General features: G+C 35.6%; 13 protein-coding genes. 1 reads left to right on the forward strand and 12 read right to left on the reverse strand.

Annotated elements, in window-relative coordinates; translation table 11 throughout:
• Position 1: 1 nt before the first annotated feature.
• From LV85_RS11025 to LV85_RS11080, 12 genes are all read right to left on the reverse strand, one after another.
• On the reverse strand, positions 2–1,210 hold the full coding sequence (locus LV85_RS11025) for a glycosyltransferase (RefSeq protein ID WP_111319308.1): 1,209 nt from the start codon (positions 1,208–1,210) through the stop codon (positions 2–4).
• The gene (locus tag LV85_RS11030) at positions 1,207–2,379 is read right to left on the reverse strand and encodes a glycosyltransferase (RefSeq protein ID WP_111319310.1); all 1,173 of its coding nucleotides are present in this window, start codon (positions 2,377–2,379) and stop codon (positions 1,207–1,209) included. Before LV85_RS11030 ends, LV85_RS11025 begins: the two co-directional genes overlap by 4 nt.
• Complete coding sequence (locus tag LV85_RS11035; protein ID WP_111319312.1) at positions 2,379–3,698, reverse strand: hypothetical protein; 1,320 nt, start codon at positions 3,696–3,698, stop codon at positions 2,379–2,381. Before LV85_RS11035 ends, LV85_RS11030 begins: the two co-directional genes overlap by 1 nt.
• 35 nt (positions 3,699–3,733) lie before the next feature.
• Positions 3,734–4,975, reverse strand: a complete 1,242-nt coding sequence (locus LV85_RS11040) for a glycosyltransferase family 4 protein (protein ID WP_111319314.1) — start codon at positions 4,973–4,975, stop codon at positions 3,734–3,736.
• Between the two features lie 3 nt (positions 4,976–4,978).
• Positions 4,979–5,572 (reverse strand): acyltransferase, encoded by a 594-nt coding sequence (locus LV85_RS11045; protein WP_111319316.1) that lies wholly within the window; start codon positions 5,570–5,572, stop codon positions 4,979–4,981.
• A complete protein-coding gene (locus tag LV85_RS11050) occupies positions 5,559–6,698 on the reverse strand; it encodes a hypothetical protein (RefSeq protein WP_146260467.1) in 1,140 nt (379 codons plus the stop codon). The genes LV85_RS11045 and LV85_RS11050 overlap by 14 nt, the downstream gene beginning before the upstream one ends.
• A gap of 6 nt (positions 6,699–6,704) precedes the next feature.
• Complete coding sequence (locus tag LV85_RS11055) at positions 6,705–7,655, reverse strand: glycosyltransferase (RefSeq protein WP_111319320.1); 951 nt, start codon at positions 7,653–7,655, stop codon at positions 6,705–6,707.
• A 15-nt stretch (positions 7,656–7,670) separates the two neighbouring features.
• Positions 7,671–8,606 carry a glycosyltransferase family 2 protein gene (locus LV85_RS11060; protein WP_111319322.1) on the reverse strand — a complete coding sequence of 312 codons (936 nt, stop codon included), beginning with the start codon at positions 8,604–8,606 and terminating at the stop codon, positions 7,671–7,673.
• Between the two features lie 3 nt (positions 8,607–8,609).
• Positions 8,610–9,623, reverse strand: coding sequence for a glycosyltransferase family 2 protein (locus tag LV85_RS11065; RefSeq protein ID WP_111319324.1), 1,014 nt, complete (start codon positions 9,621–9,623; stop codon positions 8,610–8,612).
• A gap of 14 nt (positions 9,624–9,637) precedes the next feature.
• Positions 9,638–10,693: a glycosyltransferase family 1 protein gene (locus LV85_RS11070; protein ID WP_111319326.1), complete on the reverse strand. Its 1,056-nt coding sequence runs from the start codon at positions 10,691–10,693 to the stop codon at positions 9,638–9,640.
• A 39-nt stretch (positions 10,694–10,732) separates the two neighbouring features.
• On the reverse strand, positions 10,733–11,845 hold the full coding sequence (locus tag LV85_RS11075) for an MATE family efflux transporter (protein WP_111319328.1): 1,113 nt from the start codon (positions 11,843–11,845) through the stop codon (positions 10,733–10,735).
• A 267-nt stretch (positions 11,846–12,112) separates the two neighbouring features.
• Complete coding sequence (locus tag LV85_RS11080) at positions 12,113–14,539, reverse strand: GumC family protein (protein ID WP_111319330.1); 2,427 nt, start codon at positions 14,537–14,539, stop codon at positions 12,113–12,115.
• 293 nt (positions 14,540–14,832) lie between these two features.
• Between LV85_RS11080 and LV85_RS11085 the strand changes: the two genes are divergently transcribed.
• Positions 14,833–20,739, forward strand: a 5,907-nt coding sequence (locus LV85_RS11085; protein ID WP_111319332.1) for a malectin domain-containing carbohydrate-binding protein, incomplete at its 3' end; no start/stop codon positions are given.

Raw genomic sequence — 20,739 nt, forward strand, 5'->3', positions numbered from 1 at the left:
ATTATTGGGAAATTACCTTCAGCATATTTTCTGCAGACGGACCAATAGAAAAATTACATTCGTAACATAGACGAGAATCTCGGTTCATAGAATTTTTGGTCTTAGCATCTGCAGATAACCAACTTCTAATGATTGTAATAGTCCCTTCTAAATCATCATTAGCTACAATACCTGCATTAGAATTTTCTATCTCTCTCCAGATATTTACCTTATTTGATATTAAAACCGGTTTAGAACAAGCAAGAGCCTCTACTACAGCAATCCCGAAATTTTCTTGATGACTTGGTAAAATAAATGCCTCACATCCATAGAATGCACCCCATTTAGCGTCCCCTTGTAACATCCCTACAAAAATGACCCTGTCACGCAATAATTCTGATTGATCAACAATTCTCTTGACTTTTACACCATATTCAGTTTCCAGGCCAGGACCTGCTATTACCAACTTAGGTAAATGATCTAATTGAAAAAGTTGCTGCTTTTCTAATGCAATTGCCTCATAGGCCCTTAAAAGTAAATCAACTCCCTTTTTATCATGAATTCTACTCAAAAACAAAAAATATGGCACTTCATTTAGTCCATTATTCACCAAGCTAAATGCATCAGCCATATCAGCACTGAAAGCAGGTGGTTCTATAATGCCGAAGCCAATTGAATCTTCTTTATTGGGTTCATAAGGTTGAAAAGGCTTTCTAGCTAAGAGCTTCTCTTCCTCACATGTAAACAACAGCCCTTGTGCATTCTTGATGACTTTATTCTCAATCAAAAACCAATATATATTATTCCTGATTGCCTTAAATTTTCTAGAACTGACTTCCTGGAAATATGGATCAAGCATACCATGAGGCATTATATAATATCTTAATGCCTGACTTTTTCCACTTGCCTCTTTTGAGATCTGTTTAAATGCATTGTGGACTGCGAATCCACAGTATTGCCATAATCCATGAATAACTACTCTATCGTAGAACTGCAAGTTTCTCTCTAGCCACGGTCTCAACTTATCAGAGTAGTTCCATGATGTTTTGCTCGGACCAAGAGCATAGACAACAAACTTCTCCTCGCTTAGAAATTGGCATGTAGGATCATCTAATGAAACAACTTCACTTTCTATACCAAGAGTATTTAAATGAACAATCGTGTTGCGAACTGCTTCACTTGTACCACCAGCTAATGGATTCATACTGGAGATTACATTAAGAATTCTCATGCAGATTTACGGCTTATAATCTCTTGATATACCATTTCTATTTTATCAATGCATTCATTTTGATCAAATTTCTTGACCCAGCTTATTCCGGTATTAATGATTTGAGTTTTAGTATCTATCGGTAAGGACACTATTGATTCTAACAATTCTGCCCCTTTTACTTTCCAATTAATTATTTCATTTATGGAATCTGGCATCTTCTCATGATAGAAAGCAACACTTCCTCCAACTTCGGTCATTGGATTTTCGCCTGTAGTCATGACTAAAGTCCCACTAGCCATTGCTTCAGCAATGGGCCACCCAAATCCTTCCGCAAGAGAAGGAAACAAAAATAATTCGGCACCTCTATAAGCATTTTTAACAAGCGAATCATCTGCATTTTCTATAGAGATAATGTCTTGACTAAATTTAGAAGAATCAATAACCACCTGTAACTCTGGAGATGGCTTAGTACCTATAAGAATTAATGGAAGGGATTTATCACTAATCTCTCTCCAAGTAGTGTATAGCCCAACTATCCCAATTCTATTTTTATACCACTGATTTCCTCCCACATGAAGCAGGTATCCATTATTCAATTCAAGCCCCAAAAAATGACTCAAAACATCTCTAGACTCTTTAGAATCTCCTGGAGAAAACAATGTATTTACTCCATTGTATATCACCTTACTGAAGAGATCTTTATCATTAATAAAGGAATTGAGATCATTTTGCGTAAGCTTAGAAACACTAATAAAATTTTTTCCTGACTTAAACCCGTTCCTTATTAATTTTTGATACAATTTTCCTGAAAATGAAATTCTTTGATTTGGGATCAAGTTTAAAGCGGACTTTTGAGCTAAGAAATCATGGCAATGAATGACATGTGGGAATTTATTGACCAATGGAACCCAAGGCCCCAATGCTTGATCAGCAAATACATATAAAGCTTCTTCCCTATTAAAAATAAGCTGAAATCGTACCCATACCGGAAATACTAAAAAGGAATCTATATAACCCATCCACTTCTTAAAACTATTAGGAAGATTGATTTTGGAAAAATATGGTTTTGGCTTCCAAAATTTCACCACATGTCCTCTACCATTTAAGCCATTATTGAGCATTTCAACGAACTTAGGCATGCTCACAGAATGAAAATAATCTGGATGACAGAAAATTATAATGTTCATCAAGCTAATTTTTCAGTATAAACTGAGTCAGAATTTATTGCTGCATAACCAAGACCAGCTGAAATAACTGCAAAGCCCAAACCTGTTGGTTGAGTCCATTGACCCTGCATTATTATCAAAAAAGAATTACTAAAAATCAACCAAGGAAGTAAGTTCCCAACGCTTATTTGCTTATAGGATGCCAATCCCAAATCGAGTGAGAGGACAACTCTAATAAAAATAGTAGTCAACCCAAGAAAAACGCCAAGTTCACCAATAGTTTTTTCCCATTCTTCTTCACCCAACAAAAATATATCTCCACCAGAAACTAAGTAACTACCTACGTTAGACCCCATGCCAATCCCAAATCCAAAAAAAGGAATATGATCAAGATTGGATAAGGCACTTACCAAGCCACCTAAAAACCGATCTATAAACACCCCCTCCAAGCCTCCCTCATATTCATTAGCACTGTCAAATCTAGCCAAGAATACTTCTGTGGCAAGATTAAAACTATCATTAAATTGAAGTATAATAATTAATATTATCATAGAAATAAAACTATAAAATATTGTTTTTAATACTTTGGGATTACTAAGTGAAGAAAATATAAAGAAAAGCAGAGTTAAACAAACCTGAAACAACAATGTCCTACTTATGGAAAGTGGAATAGCAAACACTATAGACACTGTAGATAGAACAAGGACTACAGTATTAATCTTACCAGGATTACCCCAAAAATAGAGAACAAAGCAAAACACCAAACTAAAGAAAAGTGCAGCACCATTTGTAAAAGAAAAAGTGCCTGAAGGCCGGTAATACCCCATAGCACCACCAAAACCTGCTCCATCTAAATCACCACCAACTCCCCTATTGACCCAGGCAGATTGAGGGCTATAAAATTGAAGAAATATCAGTACTACCATAAAAATCGACGTATATACTAAAAATACACCAATTTTCTCAACTGTACTTCGGTCCAATACAGCACCAAAAATAAATATCAATGGAAAATGGAGTAGATAAACCCGAGCTCCGTAAATACTCACAAAAAGCACCCCATGGCCAAAAACAAGGGCGAATATAACACCTAACACAGCTACAGTTGAAATAATACCAGTATAAATATTAAATCTAAAATAACCTGATTGATATGCTTTAAAAATGATGTAGATAGCCACCGGATCACGAACGATTAAAAGAGGTGTAGACAAACCTGGTAAAACCCATTTTCTTAAAGCCCCTTCAAAAACCAAAAGAATAACATATAACCAGATAGCTTTTTCAAGACTGCTATACTGTTTATTGTCTGAATAAATCCTGTCTAGTTGGCCTTCCATTTATTTGACATTTCGCAATATTTCCAATTGTAAAATCATGCTATAGAGGTAACGGCATGGATTAATTCATCTTGATATTTAGACCAAGGTCTTTCACTTGCAGATTTAAGCGCATTCCTACCGGCAGATTCAAGTAGACCAGGTTCTTCAATAATTGATTCTAATATACCTACTAGTTCATTAGTTTTTCCTGCATTAAAAACCCAACCATTAACCCCATGATCTATCAAATCAGGACCTGCCGATCTATTACTTGCAATTACAGGTGTACCTTGAGACATAGCTTCTGTAATCACCAGTCCAAATCCGTCAAATAGAGAAGGGAAAATCAACAAATCAACACTTCTCATAAGCAAAAGTATTTCATGATTTGGCAAACTAGAAATATGAGTATGTAGACTCAAGTTAGAATTAAGCACCTGACAATCTTCAACAGGTTTTTTGCCAACAAGTGTTAGGTCAACTTTCTCTTTTAGAGCATGAACAGATTCAAACAAAGTTGACAATCCTTTTTGCTGAGTCAATTTACCAACAAACAATATTTTCAGCTTCTGCCCCTTTAATAAAGGTTTATATTTTCTATCTAAGAAAGGAGTAGGATAACCATATGGAACAACTCTAATTTCAGCAGAAAACTTGGCATATTTTTGTAAACTAGACTTGGTAAAATCACTTGCGACAAGAACCAAATCAGCTAATTCTAACTCTGAATCCTTTCTTCTTAATTTCTCTTCAGAATCTAAAAATCCAGTCAATGTAGGAACCCATTCAGGGTTAATCTCATTTTCGAGCTGCAAAACCTCACGTAAAGCAAGCCAATATCCAGTTGGTAAATCATAAATGCATTTCAATCCTTTAGATTTTGCAGAAATAAAAGTCTCTAACGCACCATCTTCATAACAATACACCGCATCTACATGACTATTAACTTCATCACTAAGTAAGCCCGCCACTTTACGATCTAAACCCATGTAAACTTCATCAATGGAAAAATAACCTCCTTTTTTAAACAAAAAATTTAAAAAAAGAAACTTAGAAAAAACAAGTCTACCGATTTCTCTATACATGAATGAATTGGTAAATGGAAGAATTTCCATGCTATAAGACCTTCTTAAAATATCTTTGAAAGGTGGAAGCATTCCCAATTTTGCGAAAAATGAATTAGGAAAAACAGCTATTGTAGTTATAAATCTATTAAGAAATTTAGCCTTATAAAAGGCTGATACAGCGGCGCGTAGATTAGTGTTACCAGTAGGATGAGAAATAACTATTTTCATAAACTATCCCTCAAGCCAAGCATTGTTGAGCGCTGTAAAGCGAACAGGATTATACTTAAAATCTACTATTTTTCTAGTACTAATAACTTTTGCTGGATTTCCCGCTACAATCTGCCCAATTCCTACAGACTTAGAAACCACTGCTCCTGCACCTACAACAACCCCTCTTTTCAAATGAACACCAGGTAAAATAATGGAATTCATTCCAATCCACACAAAGTCATCAATTATGATAGGCTTGGTAATAAGCCCCCAATTTGGATCATTAACATCATGGGACCCAGTCAATAATTTTACACCATCATTTATGCAAACATTTTTACCAATCACAATATCATCATGTAAAGAGACATAAACTTTACCAATAAAAGAATTATCTCCAATCGAAAAATTAGACAAATCACCTTCAAAATTCACCTTGCCAACAAATGATAAACCAGAAATACCAGCCCCACTTCGTTTCAAATAATTTGAAAAAGATGATGCTTTAATAAGCATCGGCAAAAGGAGTAAACGTTTTGCCCATGATTTATAAAACCCAAATGAAAAAACAGAATGCCTAATTCTATTTTGATATAGAAATTTAACTGAAGACATAATCTGAAGTTGACATTAACTCAATATACCTTTCAGCAATTGTGTCTACTGAATTAAATTCTGAAGGGGCAGGAATATTTTGAAGAAACTTACTTAATGAAAATTCTCCCCAAAAATAAATTCCATTTATTTCATCCTCTCTAACAAAAGATTCTCTCAACTTCCAGTCTCTATTTACACAAATCACAGGCAATTGATGCTCAAGCAATGCAGCTATACTTCCACTTTTATCCAAAAGAGGGAAAGGATAAGTACTTAAACCAATATCTGAATTAACAAAAATTCTACTTATTTCCTCGTTAGACAAATTCTCCAATACATTAACTTTATGTCCAAAAGACTGCCAGCAGTCTTGCCACAAATCTCTAGAAAAATTGTTCGAGGAAATTATCGTTAATTGAAAATCAATGTTCAATTCTATTCCTACCTTAGAAATATCATGTACAACCTTATAATAATCAACAGTATCAAATATATGACCAAACATCACAAATTTGACAACCCTTTTATTAGAACCTTCAAAATTAGTCTTAGTAAGAGAGTTATGATTTATAATATTTCCAAATAGAGGAAAATGAAAAACAGACTGCCTCACACTTCTATTCAAAATTGATAAATAATATTCGCATTGAGTACTAACAAACTTAGGTTTAACAGCTTTTAAAAAGGAATGGAATAATTGCTTCTGAACAGCCCCCCTAAGTTTCAACTTAAAACTTGACCTAGCCCCCATCCCAACCCACAATTCATGAACCATCAAATGAAAGGGGAAATCACCAATAATAGAATTTATTTGCTTAGCAAAACCAAAATGGAGTCCTTTTGAGTGGTAAGAAGATGGGACATATTGTAAACTAATTAAATCAGGATTAAACAATAATAAAGACTCTCTGGCATATTCAATTTTATCAGCTGAAGGTAAAGAATTTGGAATTCTAATAGACTTTAGCAAAGCTCCTTCAAAACATAGATTATCATCAAAAATATTGTGAAGATAATAATCATTATAGCTCATCAATAAACACTCAATCCCCATAGATGACAGACTTAGAGATAATCTTACCACATAATCTCCAACCCCATCCTTCCCAGGCTCTAAGCATCCACATATTATCGCAATTTTCAAATTAACTTATTGAGATTTAAAAACTAAACCAACTGCCTTATCATAAACATACTTCGGGGACAAGAAACACACACCAAGTAAATTGACCACAAATTTTACATAATTTCGAGACATCATATCTATTCCAGCATTTCGAAAGAATATTTGTGCATAATTGTATCTCTTTCTATTGAATTTAACCCAAAATGACTCTGCGTCTCTCTTCATTTTAAATTCTGAATAACTAATCTCAGCTTTTCCTAATCGTCTGTCAGTAATACATTCCATTACAAAGCCAATCTTTTCAAAGGTTTCCAATGGCTTACTTACTGTGATTGCTGAAGCATGAATTCTGTATTTCATTAGTACTTCCTGAATTATAACTAATACACATCTATGATCTATTAGTCTATTGAAAAACTCAAAGTCGTCGCAAGGCCAATATTTCGAATTGAGACCGCCTACTTTACCAAATACTTCCTTTTTTGAGAATAAGCCGGTAATTGCACATTGAACAAATTCTAAACTATCAAATTTGGTCAGACAATCTTCAACCGAACTCAAATTGGAGTGTCTTTGAATCCCCAATTGTTTCCCAGAGGCGTTGATATAATAACAATGGCAACTAGAAACGTCAACAATACTGTTAGCTAAATGAAATGAATACTGCTTATCCAACCGTTCAGGCAACATAATATCATCAGCATCCAAGAATGCAATCCATCCACTTTTTGCTTTAGCGATCAAATTATTTGTAGCATTGCTCCGCCCAGTACTATCTTCGTAAAATGCAGATATCCTGCTATCCTTTGAAGCATAGTCTCTAATAATACTAGCAGAATTATCTGTAGACCCATCGTCCAAAATCAAAAATTCAAAATCCGAGAAAGTCTGATTTAAGACACTTTCTATAGTTTCAGCAATAAAATTCTCCTGATTAAAAACTGGTAATACAACAGAAATCAATGGACTCTTCATTTGTTCATGATTAACCTAAAATCTATTCCTTACAGTTGAATAAACATAAGCAGGAGAAAAACAAAATGCCAGCAAAAACCTTTTACTAAATGTGACATATTGCTTCTTGTAATATGCATAACCAGCCTTTCTATGCCATATCTGAGAATAACGGAGAAGTTTACGTTTCAAACTAAAAATAAGACTATTTTGGTTGTCTAGCTCTACAAATTCACCAAATGAGATTTCTCTTTCACCAGATCTTCTCAACATGGCACATCTTGAGACATAGTCACTAATTCTAAACATATCCCATTGCCTCTTACTAGTAACAGAATTATCATGAATTCTGTATTTCATTAGGGGTTTTTGAATAATTTGAATTGGGAATTCATGTTCAATAAACCTATTGATGAAATCCATATCTTCACATGGCCAGAATGCGCTTCTCAAACCTCCAATTTGTGTATAGACATCTTTTTTAACCATCAAGCCTGTAAATGCACACAGAACTATTTCATTATTTTTAAGGGAAATCTGCCAGTCATTTTCTCCTTTAAAGAATGGATATGTTTGAGTACCTATAAATTCCCCGTCGTTATCTATATAATCGCAATGACAGCTAGAAGCTAAAAGCTCTGGATTTTGCTGATGAAAAGCAATCTGATCTTCAATTCGATTTTTAAACATTACGTCATCAGAATCTAAAAACACACACCAATTAGCTTCTGCTTTATCTACAAGCTCATTAGTAGAAACACATTTGCCTCGATTTTCTCTAAAATATGATTTTATCCTATTATCAAATTGGCTGTATTTTCTTATTATCTCAGCTGAACCGTCTGTTGAACCATCATCCAAAATCAACAACTCAAACTCTTGATAAGATTGATCCAAAATACTCAAAATTGTCTCATCGAGAAATTGCTCTTGATTAAAAACAGGCAATATTACTGAGACGCTAATGCTCATTGCTTAGGACAACAAAAGTTTAGAAAATTGTCTAAATCTGTTCACCCCAAGCTTAAGAGATAAAAGGATACTAAAACAGAGGTTAACTGAACTGAGATAAATTGCTGATGGAGATTCTATTGATTTATCAGGTATTCCATCAATGTTGTAGTTTAACAATTTAATGCGAACCTCTTCCCAATCCACATTCCATATATCCTCATTTTTAAACCTATCGACCCCATAAAGTTGAAACAAACGCAATATTTCGACATCGTACCAGTAATACTCTTCCTTCCTAATAGAATGCATGTCAATATTTTTTGATTCCCAAAGAGCAAACCATTTAGGATTGGAAGTTTCAAACCTCAGCCCTTCTTTTCTATAATCCTGATTGGAATTGTAAAAAAATCTACGGTGCAAAATGGAGGATGAACCAAACACATTTTCTAACATACAATAATATTTCAGTTTAGTGAACTGTGCATCAAGCCTAGTTAGAGCGTAATGCAAAAACTTAATATTATGGAGGTATAGATTATTAGCATAATGTGGAGTAGGAATTCTCTTGCTGTGGATTACAGAAGGAGTGTGTTCGGCCCCATCGTCTACATATCCCAAAGGCCATCCATTTTCGGGATATCTGATAACTCTATCAGTTGTATCAAAAAAGGTAGGCTTTTCAAAATGAAGAATTGTTCCTGGTTGCGCATTTACCATTATTTGCCAATCATTGGAGGACATAGCATCAGCAGCAAGGATTTCATCTGCATCAATTGCTAACAAAATATTCTCAGTTCCAAATAAGCTTCTAGCTTTAGAAATCAACAACCTTTGTCGATCAGCTTCATTAAAGTCAACACTTTTGTTCTCAAATAAAATCACTTTCGGATATCTACTGCAAATTTCAACAGAATTATCAGTCGAATTCTGGTCTGCAATAATGATATGATCAGCATAAATACTAGTCACTTCCAAAAACCGATCAAGTATCCAGCTTTCATTTTTTATTGGTGTTAATACAATGATTTTTCTCATAGTAAAGCCTACACCTATTTAGTTTGCGTTAAACTCCTATAATAACTACCAAACCTCCGCTTGTGCTCAAACAAAGTCTGCTTTTTTGTAAGAAAATGATAGATAACCCTACTATCCCGATTGAAAATTCTAGATCTCTTAAAGAAGATCTCATCCCTTATCGATGGAACATAATCAAACAGCAGCCATTTCCATTTCAACACAGTAGCATCTGCAGTAAAATCCTGAGATCTTTTAATACCATTCTGGACCATTTGATCATACAAATTTTTATCATCCTTCAAACGATCAATTTCAGACAAGGCATTTTGAACGGTAGTAACTTCGATATAATCCAAGTCAGATTTTCTTAATTCCTTAAAAGAATACTCTGGACCAAGTAAGGCAGGAACCTCTGCAAACCAGCTATTTACTAACTTGGAAGCAGGTTTATCCGACCTTTGATATTTATCATTAAACAATGGCCTAACCGCCAAAGTCAAATCTGAATCAGAGTAATCCATCCAATTTGTATTGGTGTGTTCAGTATTGAACTTAAAATCAATATCACGAGCTTTTAACCCATCAATCCAACTATCTGAATAAAAAACAGACTCCAAACTCCCTCTACCACCTTTAAAAACGATGTTTTTAATAGTATTCCCACGTGAACTTTCACGCTTAATAATGCCTGGTTGAGGCCAATGGGGAATAAAAAAACAATCCTTATTATTTGCAAACAATCCATTTTGAACAACTTCCACATCACTTAGCATCGGTCGCCACTGCAGCTCGTCGGCACGTATCGTAACTATGATCACATCTTTTGGTATAGATTTAAAACTGTCATCTAATGAGGACAAAGAATCCTTATTAGACAAAAGAACAACAACACCACTAGTTGGGAATTTGTCAGATATATCCACATTACAACCGAGCTTTTTAAGTCGCAAGTAAGTTTGAACTATCCATGCCCTAATCGTAAGATCGTCCCATGAGCTAAAGAAGCTATGATTATCCAAATCTAAACTTTCGATGTCATAATTTTTAAAAAATTCCGGGAAGAAAAATGTTACTAATTCGCTATTCATATTAGATATCGATAAAGCAATAAGAGTTAATAAAATTAATCATGACAGTTTAGGAATTTTAGATATTTTAAATAATCCAAACGAAAAATAATAAACCAATACAATTAGAGAAACAAATAACTTGAAATACAAAACCCCAACCAAGCTTGACACATCAAACAAAACAACTCCAACCACAATACTCATCACGCCAATAAAAATATTTAGAACAGGATTAACCAACCAACCGCGATTAGAATTAAGTATAAACAGAACTCCAACAACCAGATCTATACTTGCTCCAATTATAAATAAAACCAATTCAAAATTAAGGTTAGAATAGTTAGGACCTAAAATCCAAAGAACATAATCAGAAAACAACCAGAAAAAAGCAACACATAAAGAAGCAATCATCACCATCCCCACTACGATCTGAAGATACCTATTGAAGATTAAGGTTTTATCATATTTCAATCTAATAAATCTAGGTGTGATCAAAGTGTGAAAAACTGTACTTATAATTGTAAGAGCCATTGCAACTCGACTTATTGCACCTATTTGGGCAATTGAATCAGTAGATCCCAAAAATGAAATGATCCAAATAGTCAGTTGTCCAGAAATACAATAGTAAATAGACCCAGGAAGAATTCTCTTAACAAACTTAATTAATTCAACAGAGACTTCCTTATCAGCTTTCTGATTACTATTAACAAAAAAACTTGATAAGTATTTAAGTTTAAAATTTCCCCAGACCTGAGGTATACCATTAGAAAGAACCGCTACAAATGCAAATGGAAAAATAAATATGGAGCATGCCAAAAGCGCTACTCTGGCTAAATTCACTGATAAATGATTTTTTTGAAGCGGAATTACCTCCTGATTAATCAGAAGCGGTATTTGATACAATTGCATTGACATAGAACTCAAAAATGCAGGAATCATCGCCGCGATAATAAATACTGAAAAAAACCAAGTTGCCCCATTGGTAACTAATAAATAATAGAGTATTGGGGAAACAATTACAATGCTAACAATTGAAAAAATATTTTTTAACTTAAATCCTGAAGCAAGAACTATTCCTGACTTAGTTTTGTCTTTCCACACCTTACCCATTAAAGAGGTAACACCTGTGGACAAGCCCCCATCAGATAAAACAATCATTGTTCCTAGCATCGTGTTTGCCAGCGTATAAAAGGCATATTCTTGTGGGGTAAGTAACCTAATCACCAAAATCCCAGAAACAAAACCTATAGCTTGAATGCCTAATTGCGCACCTCCCGTTAAAGAAACAAGTTTTAGCCAATCAATTGAGCTTTTGGAAATAAAAGAAGATTTATCCAGAATAACTTAAATTAAACACTAACAGATAACCAGACACAGCTTCGCCACTTAAGTCACAAGACTTATAAAATAAAAAAGACAACAATTCAGCACTATGATTTACTTAGATGACCTTAAGTAATTTTTTACTCTATTTACAAGCCCTTTATTATCCTTATAAACTTCATAATATCCATAGTTCTTGTTTGAACCAATATGATAATGACTATCTACACCATTAAGAATACAATACACCTTCTTAATAAAGTCATTTGACTTCAATTTATTCAACTCAACAATTCCTTTATGATTATTATAACCACACTTAAATGCTAACAAGGAAACATCAACTAAAGGAAACAAGGACATACTATCACTGACAATACCCAGAGGAGGCGTATCTAATATGATTATATCAAATTGATCCTTCATCTTAATCAACAATTTAATAATCTCCTTATTTGCGATCAATTCAGAAGGATTGGGAGGATAAGGGCCTGAAGTAATACATGATAAACCTGGGATACTGGTAGCCTTCACAATAGTACTTTCATCATCAACTCTTCGACTCAAATAATTAGAAAGGCCAGCAGTATTATCGACACCCAAATAATCTGAAACTTTAGGCTTTCTTAAGTCACAATCAATTATCAAAACCTTCAATTCAGTTAAGGCAAAGGCAGTAGCCAGATTTACAGATGTAAATGACTTACCTTCAGCGGGAAGCACAGATGAAACAAGGAGGACCGTAGACTCCGAGTTTGGCAAAATAAAATTCAAGTTTGTTCTTAACAAGCGAAATGACTCCGCAACTTTAGAGTTCGGATAATCAACTAACTGTACATTGGTTTTCCCTTCTGCTACAGGAATAGACCCAATAACAGGTATATTCAATAATTTCTCAATTTCTGAAGGATCAACAAGCTTCTTAAAAACTGTTTCTTGCAAAAAGGTTATAATAACAGGAAGCAGAAAAGTAATTATAATAGCATAACCATAAAAATTCAATTTTCTTGGGCCAATTGGTAAAGCATTTGCTTTTGCTTGTTCTATTATTTTATTATTATTGATATTTGAAGCCTTAGAAATAGCGGCTTCAGCTCTCTTTTGTAATAAAAAATTGTAGATACCTTCATTCAATGTAAACTCTCTTTCAATTTTAATTAAATTTTGTTCAGTGAAAGGTAATTTTCTAAAATCTTTACTTATTTCAGAAATTCTGTAGTTCAAATCGTCAATAGAAATATCTATATTAGAAATAGCACTTTTAACCAACTCTAAAGTATTTTTCTTACTTATGACAATTCTTTTTTGTTGTTCAATAACAATAGGTGAACTATCAGTAAGTGTTACTAATTGGTTAGATTTCTCATTTTGAAGATTTATCAATTCATCTATTAATGAGTTAATAGTAGGATCGGTAATACCAACTAATGACGGAACGACGATATTGTCAAAATCATTATTCCGCAAATACCTATCAAGACTCAATAAATACTCCTTTTTAATTTTCTCTTTGGCAAGCTCCTCGCCCATAGATTGAAGCCTCCCGAAAATAACCTCACCTTCACTACTAATATTAGTCGTCTGATTTGCTGCCCGAAAATTTTGTAATTCATTTTCGATCACTCCCAGAGTGTCCGACACATTCTGAATTTGATTTGAGATAAAATTTATAGTGTTGGTCGCGATGGAATTCTTATCATCTAGCTCTATGAATAAATAGTTATTCATTAACTGGTTGAGAAAATCCTCACCCTTAGCAGGATTATTTGTAATTAGCCTAATATCCAAAATGGAACCACCAGTTGTCGCTGGATAAATCGCAAGGTTTCCTGAGAATTCTGAAATCAAAGACTCTTCATTTCTGATTTTGAACAAAAAATTCCCATCATTCTTAGCTTCAAGTAGCCTAGTTCTTAAAGTAAGGAAGGGCAGCCCACACCACTCATTAAACTTGCAAACATATGATTTCCCAGAGCCCTCATCCTGGTTAGAATTAAACATGGAAGTTGTAGGTTCATCACCTACAAACCTTACTGAATAACTCAGAGAGTCTACCCATGAAATTCTGAAGAACTTTTCTTCAATACTTTTATCATTTTCCTTCAACTCAATTTCAAATGGAGCGTCTTCATAAATCTCTATTGGCAAATTCGATTTATTGAAGGACCAAAAGTTTTTGGAAGTGGTTTCGGGCGGAACGTAATACCCTACTTTCAAATCCAAAACTTCTAAAGTTGATTTTATCACCGGATTAGATTTGATAATTACAACTTCATTGTCTAAAAGGACATTTTGAGAATTTGTAACATTTTGGAGTTTTTCAAAAAAATTGATCGATTGACCCTCGGTGTAGATAAACAATTTACTGTTGATCTCATACGTCGTAACGGTGCTTTTATACGAAGTATGAGCTATAAAAAGGCAAATTATTCCCGTAAGCAGAAATAAAGGCCATTTCTTACCCAGTCGTTTAAAAAAAACGGAAAAATCAATTTTCTGGCTAGACAGCAACAGAGGATCTGATTCGGACTTGTTATTCATGAAGGTCAACTATTTCTTACTCAAAAATGAAACGCGTTTTTTTGCATCTGAAACCAAATTAATAGCATCTGAAACTCTAATCCAAATATAAAAGTCACTATTTTTAAAAACCCCTTTTATTGTTGTCTTTTTTGAAGAATCTTCAACAAAATAGATGCATACTTACTAAATTTTATACTATTTAAATATTTTATTGTATTTATCAATAAAATTCAGCATTATTTAAAATACTTTTCTTTGTTATTAAAATACTTTTTTATACATTTAAAACTGAAATTTGGTTTATTAAGGTTATGGGATTTTTAAAAAATTCGTTACTCGCAGCTACAGCGTTTTGCTTTCTTCTTTTTCTGAGTGCCAATACCCTACTTGGACAGACTGTAAGCTTCAATCAGACTTCTCTGAATTTTAATGGAATTGGCTCCATTAATCAGGGAACAGCAGTGAAATTTGGCCCTGACGGTAGACTTTATGTGACCGAATTAAATGGCGCCATTAAAATTTTTACGATCGAGCAAAGTACCCCAGGACAATATTCTGTTTTAGCCATGGAATATGTGACAGGTGCTGCTACTCTTCCAAATCATGATGATAATGGTGACCCAGCGTGGGACAACAGGTCAAACCGCCAATTACTAGGGATCACTGTAGTAGGGACAGCCCAAAACCCAGTAATTTTTGCACCAACTAGTGATCCAAAATGGGGAGGTCCGTCAGGCGATGAAGCTCTGGACACAAATTCTGGTGTAATCACTATGCTTTCGTGGAATGGCTCTCAGTGGGAAATAATGGATCTTGTTAGAGGACTTCCGAGATCTGAAGAAAACCATTCTGTTACAGGCGTAGAATACACTGTAATCAATAATAAGGAGTACCTACTAGTAAATGTGGGAGGAAATAACAATGCAGGCGCCCCCTCTACTAATTTTGCCATGCTAACTGAGTATGCCTACAGTGGTTCTATTATACAAATAGATCTTGAGGCTCTCTTAGCTATGGAAACTAAAATCGATCCTATTACTGGTCGTCCATTTAAATATGACATCCCTACGCTCGACGACCCTTCTAGAGCTAATGTCGATAATATTTATGATCCTAACGACCTTAATTATACAGGAATTGATGTAGGGGACCCTTGGGGAGGAAATGATGGACTAAACCAAGCCATGCTAATTCCAGATGGTCCTATACAGATTTTCGCTTCGGGTTTACGACATTCCTATGATTTGGTAGTGATGGGAAATGGTAGTGTTTATGCAACAAATAATGGTGCTAATACAGAATGGGGAGGCCTGCCAGAAAATGAAGGGAACCCATTAACAGTAACAAACAATTATTTACAAGGAGAACCTGGAACTAGCCAAAGTAATCCTAGTGCAAGCGGCGAATATGTCAATAACAATGATCATTTGCTTTTAATCACAAATGATTTAACAACCTACAATCCTGGGGATTTTTATGCTGGTCACACAAATCCTATAAGAGCCAACCCAGGCACCCCGTATGTACTTAACCAAACCTTTCCATTTGCACCCGGGGGAGCAGGCTTGTACACCAATTTTATAGAAGACAATGATAACTGGCAAAACTTAACTCCAGTATTCACACCTACGGCTGTTTTTAGAACTGAAATATTAGAACCTGTGGCTCCTGGAGCCTCAGGATTTGATAATTATGCAACCAATTCACTTCCTGTGAACTGGCCGCCTGTACCGCTGTCTATGAAGGCCGAAGATGAAGCTGATTACAGAAGTCCTGGATTGCCAAATCCAAATGGCCCAACTGTCCCTATTGTAACTTCATTACCAGTAAATTCAAATGCCATCGACGAATATAGATCGCACGCATTTGGTGGCGCACTACATGGAGCATTAGTGATAGGTCAAAATGGAGGTGGATTACATGTCTTAACTCTGAACCCAGATGGGAGTCTTAATACACTTGAAACGAATAAATTCAATTTAAATGGTGGTAATCCTTTAGGCATTACCACGAGACCCGATGACGTTGCATTTCCAGGCACAATTTGGGTAAGTACGTTCGATAACAGAATAATGATCTTAACACCTGAAGATGATTTTGTGTGCATTGATCAGGAAAGCCCGGAGTTTGAACCCAATGCAGATTACGATGGAGACGGCTACACCAATCAGGACGAAATAGATAATGGAACAGAATATTGTTCAGGTGCCTCAAGGCCAAATGATTTTGATCAAGACCTAATTTCAGATCTCAATGATGATGATGATGATGGAGATGGTATCATTGATTCATTAGACCCCTTCCAAATAGGAAGCCCAAGTTCAATCCCATTAGATAATGAGCTCTTCTCAAACCAACAAGATAGTCAGGGTAGACAGTTTGGGTATCTTGGATTAGGATTAACAGGTTTTATGAACAATGGCGCCCCTAGCCCAAATTGGTTAAATTGGTTAGATGTATTAGGAGCAGGCCCACTCCCAAATGATATTTATGGAGGTGCTGCAGGCGCCATTCAATTAGCCATTACAGGAGGAACTGCCAATGGAATAGTAAATAATCAAGAAAAAGGATTCCAGTTCGGGATTTTATCAGATACTCAAACTGGAGATTACACCATTACTACAGCTATACTTGGATTAAATACATCAAATCAATTCTATAGTACAACTGAGCCGAATTCTGAAATCGGAATCCAAATTGGAGATGGCACCCAGTCGAATTTCTTAAAACTAGTTTTTACCCAAACCGGAATCTTAGCAGCTCAAGAATTAAATGATATTCCTGATGCTAACCCTGTGTTTTATGAAATTCTCCCTGAAAACAGGCCAAGCGGTAGTACGGCTGCGACATTCAAATTAACAGTTTCTCCAGAAAACGGAACAGTGATCCCAAGTATTATAATAGGTACAGACACACCAATCGTTTTGGAGGCCATACAACTTGATGGTTCAATATTAAGTGCTGTACAAAACCCTAATGAACCTTTAGCTATAGGTGTCTTGGGAACAAGTGGGAATACTGGGGTTGAATTTTCAGCCACCTACTCCTTTTTTAACGTCACCGGAGAAAAACCATACTCCATTAGAACCCTTCCTGACATTTCCAAAACAGCTAATTCACCTAACACCAGCATCAATTTACTAGAGTATTTCAATGATAATGGTGGGAATCAAAACCTGGTTTTTTCAATAGCAGAAAACACAAACTCCCTCTTAAACGCCACAATCACTGGTAATACGCTAGAAATTGAATATCCTAGTGAAGTACTCTCCAGCAGTCTAACTATTAGAGCTACTGATTTAGATGGGTTATTTGATGAGTTACAATTTTCTGTTAATGTATTAGAACCTAAAGTAGTTCTGCTAAGAATTAACGTTGGGGGAAACCTAATCGAGGACGAGTCTGAAATTGATGTAGATTGGCTAGCCAATAATACTAACGGTTCATTTCAATCAACCAATTTCTCAGTCAATGCTGGTACTAATTCTGCTTATGCTGGAAATGGTATTTCTACTAGGGACGCCTCTATTCCTGCCTATATCGACAACAGCACCTTTAGTACACTTTTTCAAACAGAACGATACAATTCCAGTGCAGGAGACATGATTTATTCTATCCCATTACCAAATGGTGAGTATGATATAAACCTCTACTTTGGAAATAGCTATAGCGGAACCAGTGGCCCAGGACAGCGTCTCTTTGACATTATAGTTGAAGATGAGGTTGTTTACCCTGGTATGGATCTATCCCTATTGTACGGACATCTTGCAGGAGGAATGGAGAGTTTTACAGCTACTGTTGATGATGGAGAGCTTAACATAGCATTAGCAAACTCAGTTGAAAATGCGTTATTAAATGGATTAGAAATAATTGGGCAACCAATCACTCTTCCACTTACCTTAGAACAACCTGTCCCAGACCAAGAGAATAGAGTTGGTGAAACTCTAGGTGGTAACTTAGTAATGATAGGACAAGGAGGTAAAGGCGCACTAACCTACAGCGCAGAAAACTTACCTCCTGGGATCAGCATTGAACCAACAAATGGAGTAATTGGCGGAACTATTGAAGAAAATGCAAACTCAAATTCCCCTTATTTAATAACTCTTCACATTACCGATTCTCAAACTCCAACTCCAAATACAGTTAGTCAAAATCTAACTTGGGTTGTTAAGCCAAGACTTGAAAATGAAAACTGGGTCTTGAAGGGAGAAGATATTTCCTATACCCCAAGACATGAAATGTCATTTGTAAAAGCTGGTGAAAGATTTTTCCTTATGGGAGGAAGAGAACAGCCAACAGATGTAGATATTTATGACGTAGGAAATGACTCATGGCAAACAATTGCCAACTCAGCACCTTTTGAATTTAATCATTTCCAAGCCGTAGAATACAAGGGATTGATTTGGGTAATTGGGGCATTTCAAGACAATAATTTTGATACAGAAGCCCCTGCAACACATATTTGGATTTTCAATCCAGTTACTTACGAATGGATAGAAGGACCAGAAATACCAGAAACTAGAAGAAGAGGTGCTGCAGGCTTAGTTTTGTACCAAGACAATTTCTACCTAGTCGGGGGAAGTACCGAAGGACACAACGGTGGCTTTGTTCCTTATTTTGATGAATATAACCCAACAACAGGCGAATGGAATACCCTTGACGATGCACCAATTGCTAGAGATCACGCACACGCAGTGGTGCTTGGAAATAAGTTATATTTTGCATCAGGAAGACAATCTGGAGGCGAAACAACATTTGCCCCACTGGTAGATGAGGTAGATGTTTGGGATTTTAATACTAGCACTTGGTCTACTTTGGATCCAGCATTAAACATTCCAACACCTCGCGCTGGAGCCTTCGTGGGTGTTTTAGATGGGCAAATAGTCTATGGCGGTGGAGAACCAGAACTAGTAGGTAATTCATTAAGTTCGACAATTATTTTTGATCCAACTCAAGAAACGTGGACTGCTGGAGCTGAATTAAATTTTGGTAGACATGGTACCCAGGCAATAGTAACCCAAGAAGGTATAATAGTGACCGGTGGTTCTCCAGTTCAAGGAGGTGGAAACATGAGAAATATGGAATATCTGGGTGATTTCAACCCAGATCTAACTCCTATTCTAGAAAGCACATTAGAAGGACCTGAACATATTTCAATTATATCAAGTAGTCCAGTAACAGCACCCATAGTTGTAAGTAGCGGCACCCAAGGTATATTTATTGATTCAATATATTTCCAAGGCGGAGATTTTGAAGATTTTGAATTCGTTCAACCTGTTAGGAAGAAATTTTTACTTGCTGATAACAGCTCCTCAGAAATAGAAATTGCCTACATCGGCTCAGGTAACTCTTCAAACACTAGTCTAATTATTGATTATGGGGAAAGTTCAACTTTAACCATTCCAGTATCAAAAATAGCCCCAACCTTTTCCTATTATATCAATGCGGGTAGTAGTGAGACGGTTATATATAATGGAAATGAGTACTTAGGCGATGAAAACCTAAGTATCACATATTCAGGACTAGGAACTTATACAAGTACTTCTGCCAGCACAGAACCACTATTTCAAACTGAGCGATATGGCTCTCCTCTCAGCTATTCTATCCCAGTACCAAATGGAACTTACATAGTTTCTACGCATCACAATGAATTATACTATGGTAATGCTGGCGGACCGGTACAAGAAAATCAAAGAGTTTACAGCCTATCCATTGAAGGCGTAGTAGTCAAGCCTAACATTGATCTATATATTGAAAGTGGTGGTAATCCTGTTTCTTTTGATTTCGAAAATATCATTGTTGAAGATGGAACATTAAATCTTTTGTTGACACCAACAGAAGACAATGCACAAATATCTGGCATAAGTATTTTAAAAGTCAATTCCTCAGCCCCTCCTGTTGCGATAGCTACTGTTAGTCCGGAAACTGGAATTACCACGGAAACTGAATTGCTCTTTACCGGTAGCAACTCTACTGATGATGTAGGGATTGTAAGCTATGCTTGGGACTTTGGAGATGGTGGAACTTCTGCTCAGGCAGATGCCAGCTATACCTACACTACTCCAGGAACATACACAGTTAGTCTTACCGTCACCGATGAGGATGATAATACAGACATAACTCAATTCGACCTAACCGTGGTCATGGGTCCTACTCCTGTTGCGATAGCTACTGTTAGTCCGGAAACTGGAATTACCACGGAAACTGAATTGCTCTTT

This window comes from Algoriphagus chordae (genome assembly GCF_003254055.1).
Lineage (GTDB): Bacteria > Bacteroidota > Bacteroidia > Cytophagales > Cyclobacteriaceae > Algoriphagus > Algoriphagus chordae.

What these genes read in the sequence shown, in the direction of transcription:
- LV85_RS11075 (WP_111319328.1), bottom strand. Translation starts at nt 11,845, where the DNA reads ATGCTAGGAACAATGATTGTTTTATCTGATGGGGGCTTGTCCACAGGT.
- LV85_RS11025 (WP_111319308.1), bottom strand. Translation starts at nt 1,210, where the DNA reads ATGAGAATTCTTAATGTAATCTCCAGTATGAATCCATTAGCTGGTGGT.
- LV85_RS11065 (WP_111319324.1), bottom strand. Translation starts at nt 9,623, where the DNA reads ATGAGAAAAATCATTGTATTAACACCAATAAAAAATGAAAGCTGGATA.
- LV85_RS11035 (WP_111319312.1), bottom strand. Translation starts at nt 3,698, where the DNA reads ATGGAAGGCCAACTAGACAGGATTTATTCAGACAATAAACAGTATAGC.
- LV85_RS11070 (WP_111319326.1), bottom strand. Translation starts at nt 10,693, where the DNA reads ATGAATAGCGAATTAGTAACATTTTTCTTCCCGGAATTTTTTAAAAAT.
- LV85_RS11030 (WP_111319310.1), bottom strand. Translation starts at nt 2,379, where the DNA reads ATGAACATTATAATTTTCTGTCATCCAGATTATTTTCATTCTGTGAGC.
- LV85_RS11055 (WP_111319320.1), bottom strand. Translation starts at nt 7,655, where the DNA reads ATGAAGAGTCCATTGATTTCTGTTGTATTACCAGTTTTTAATCAGGAG.
- LV85_RS11040 (WP_111319314.1), bottom strand. Translation starts at nt 4,975, where the DNA reads ATGAAAATAGTTATTTCTCATCCTACTGGTAACACTAATCTACGCGCC.
- LV85_RS11060 (WP_111319322.1), bottom strand. Translation starts at nt 8,606, where the DNA reads ATGAGCATTAGCGTCTCAGTAATATTGCCTGTTTTTAATCAAGAGCAA.
- LV85_RS11045 (WP_111319316.1), bottom strand. Translation starts at nt 5,572, where the DNA reads ATGTCTTCAGTTAAATTTCTATATCAAAATAGAATTAGGCATTCTGTT.
- LV85_RS11080 (WP_111319330.1), bottom strand. Translation starts at nt 14,539, where the DNA reads ATGAATAACAAGTCCGAATCAGATCCTCTGTTGCTGTCTAGCCAGAAA.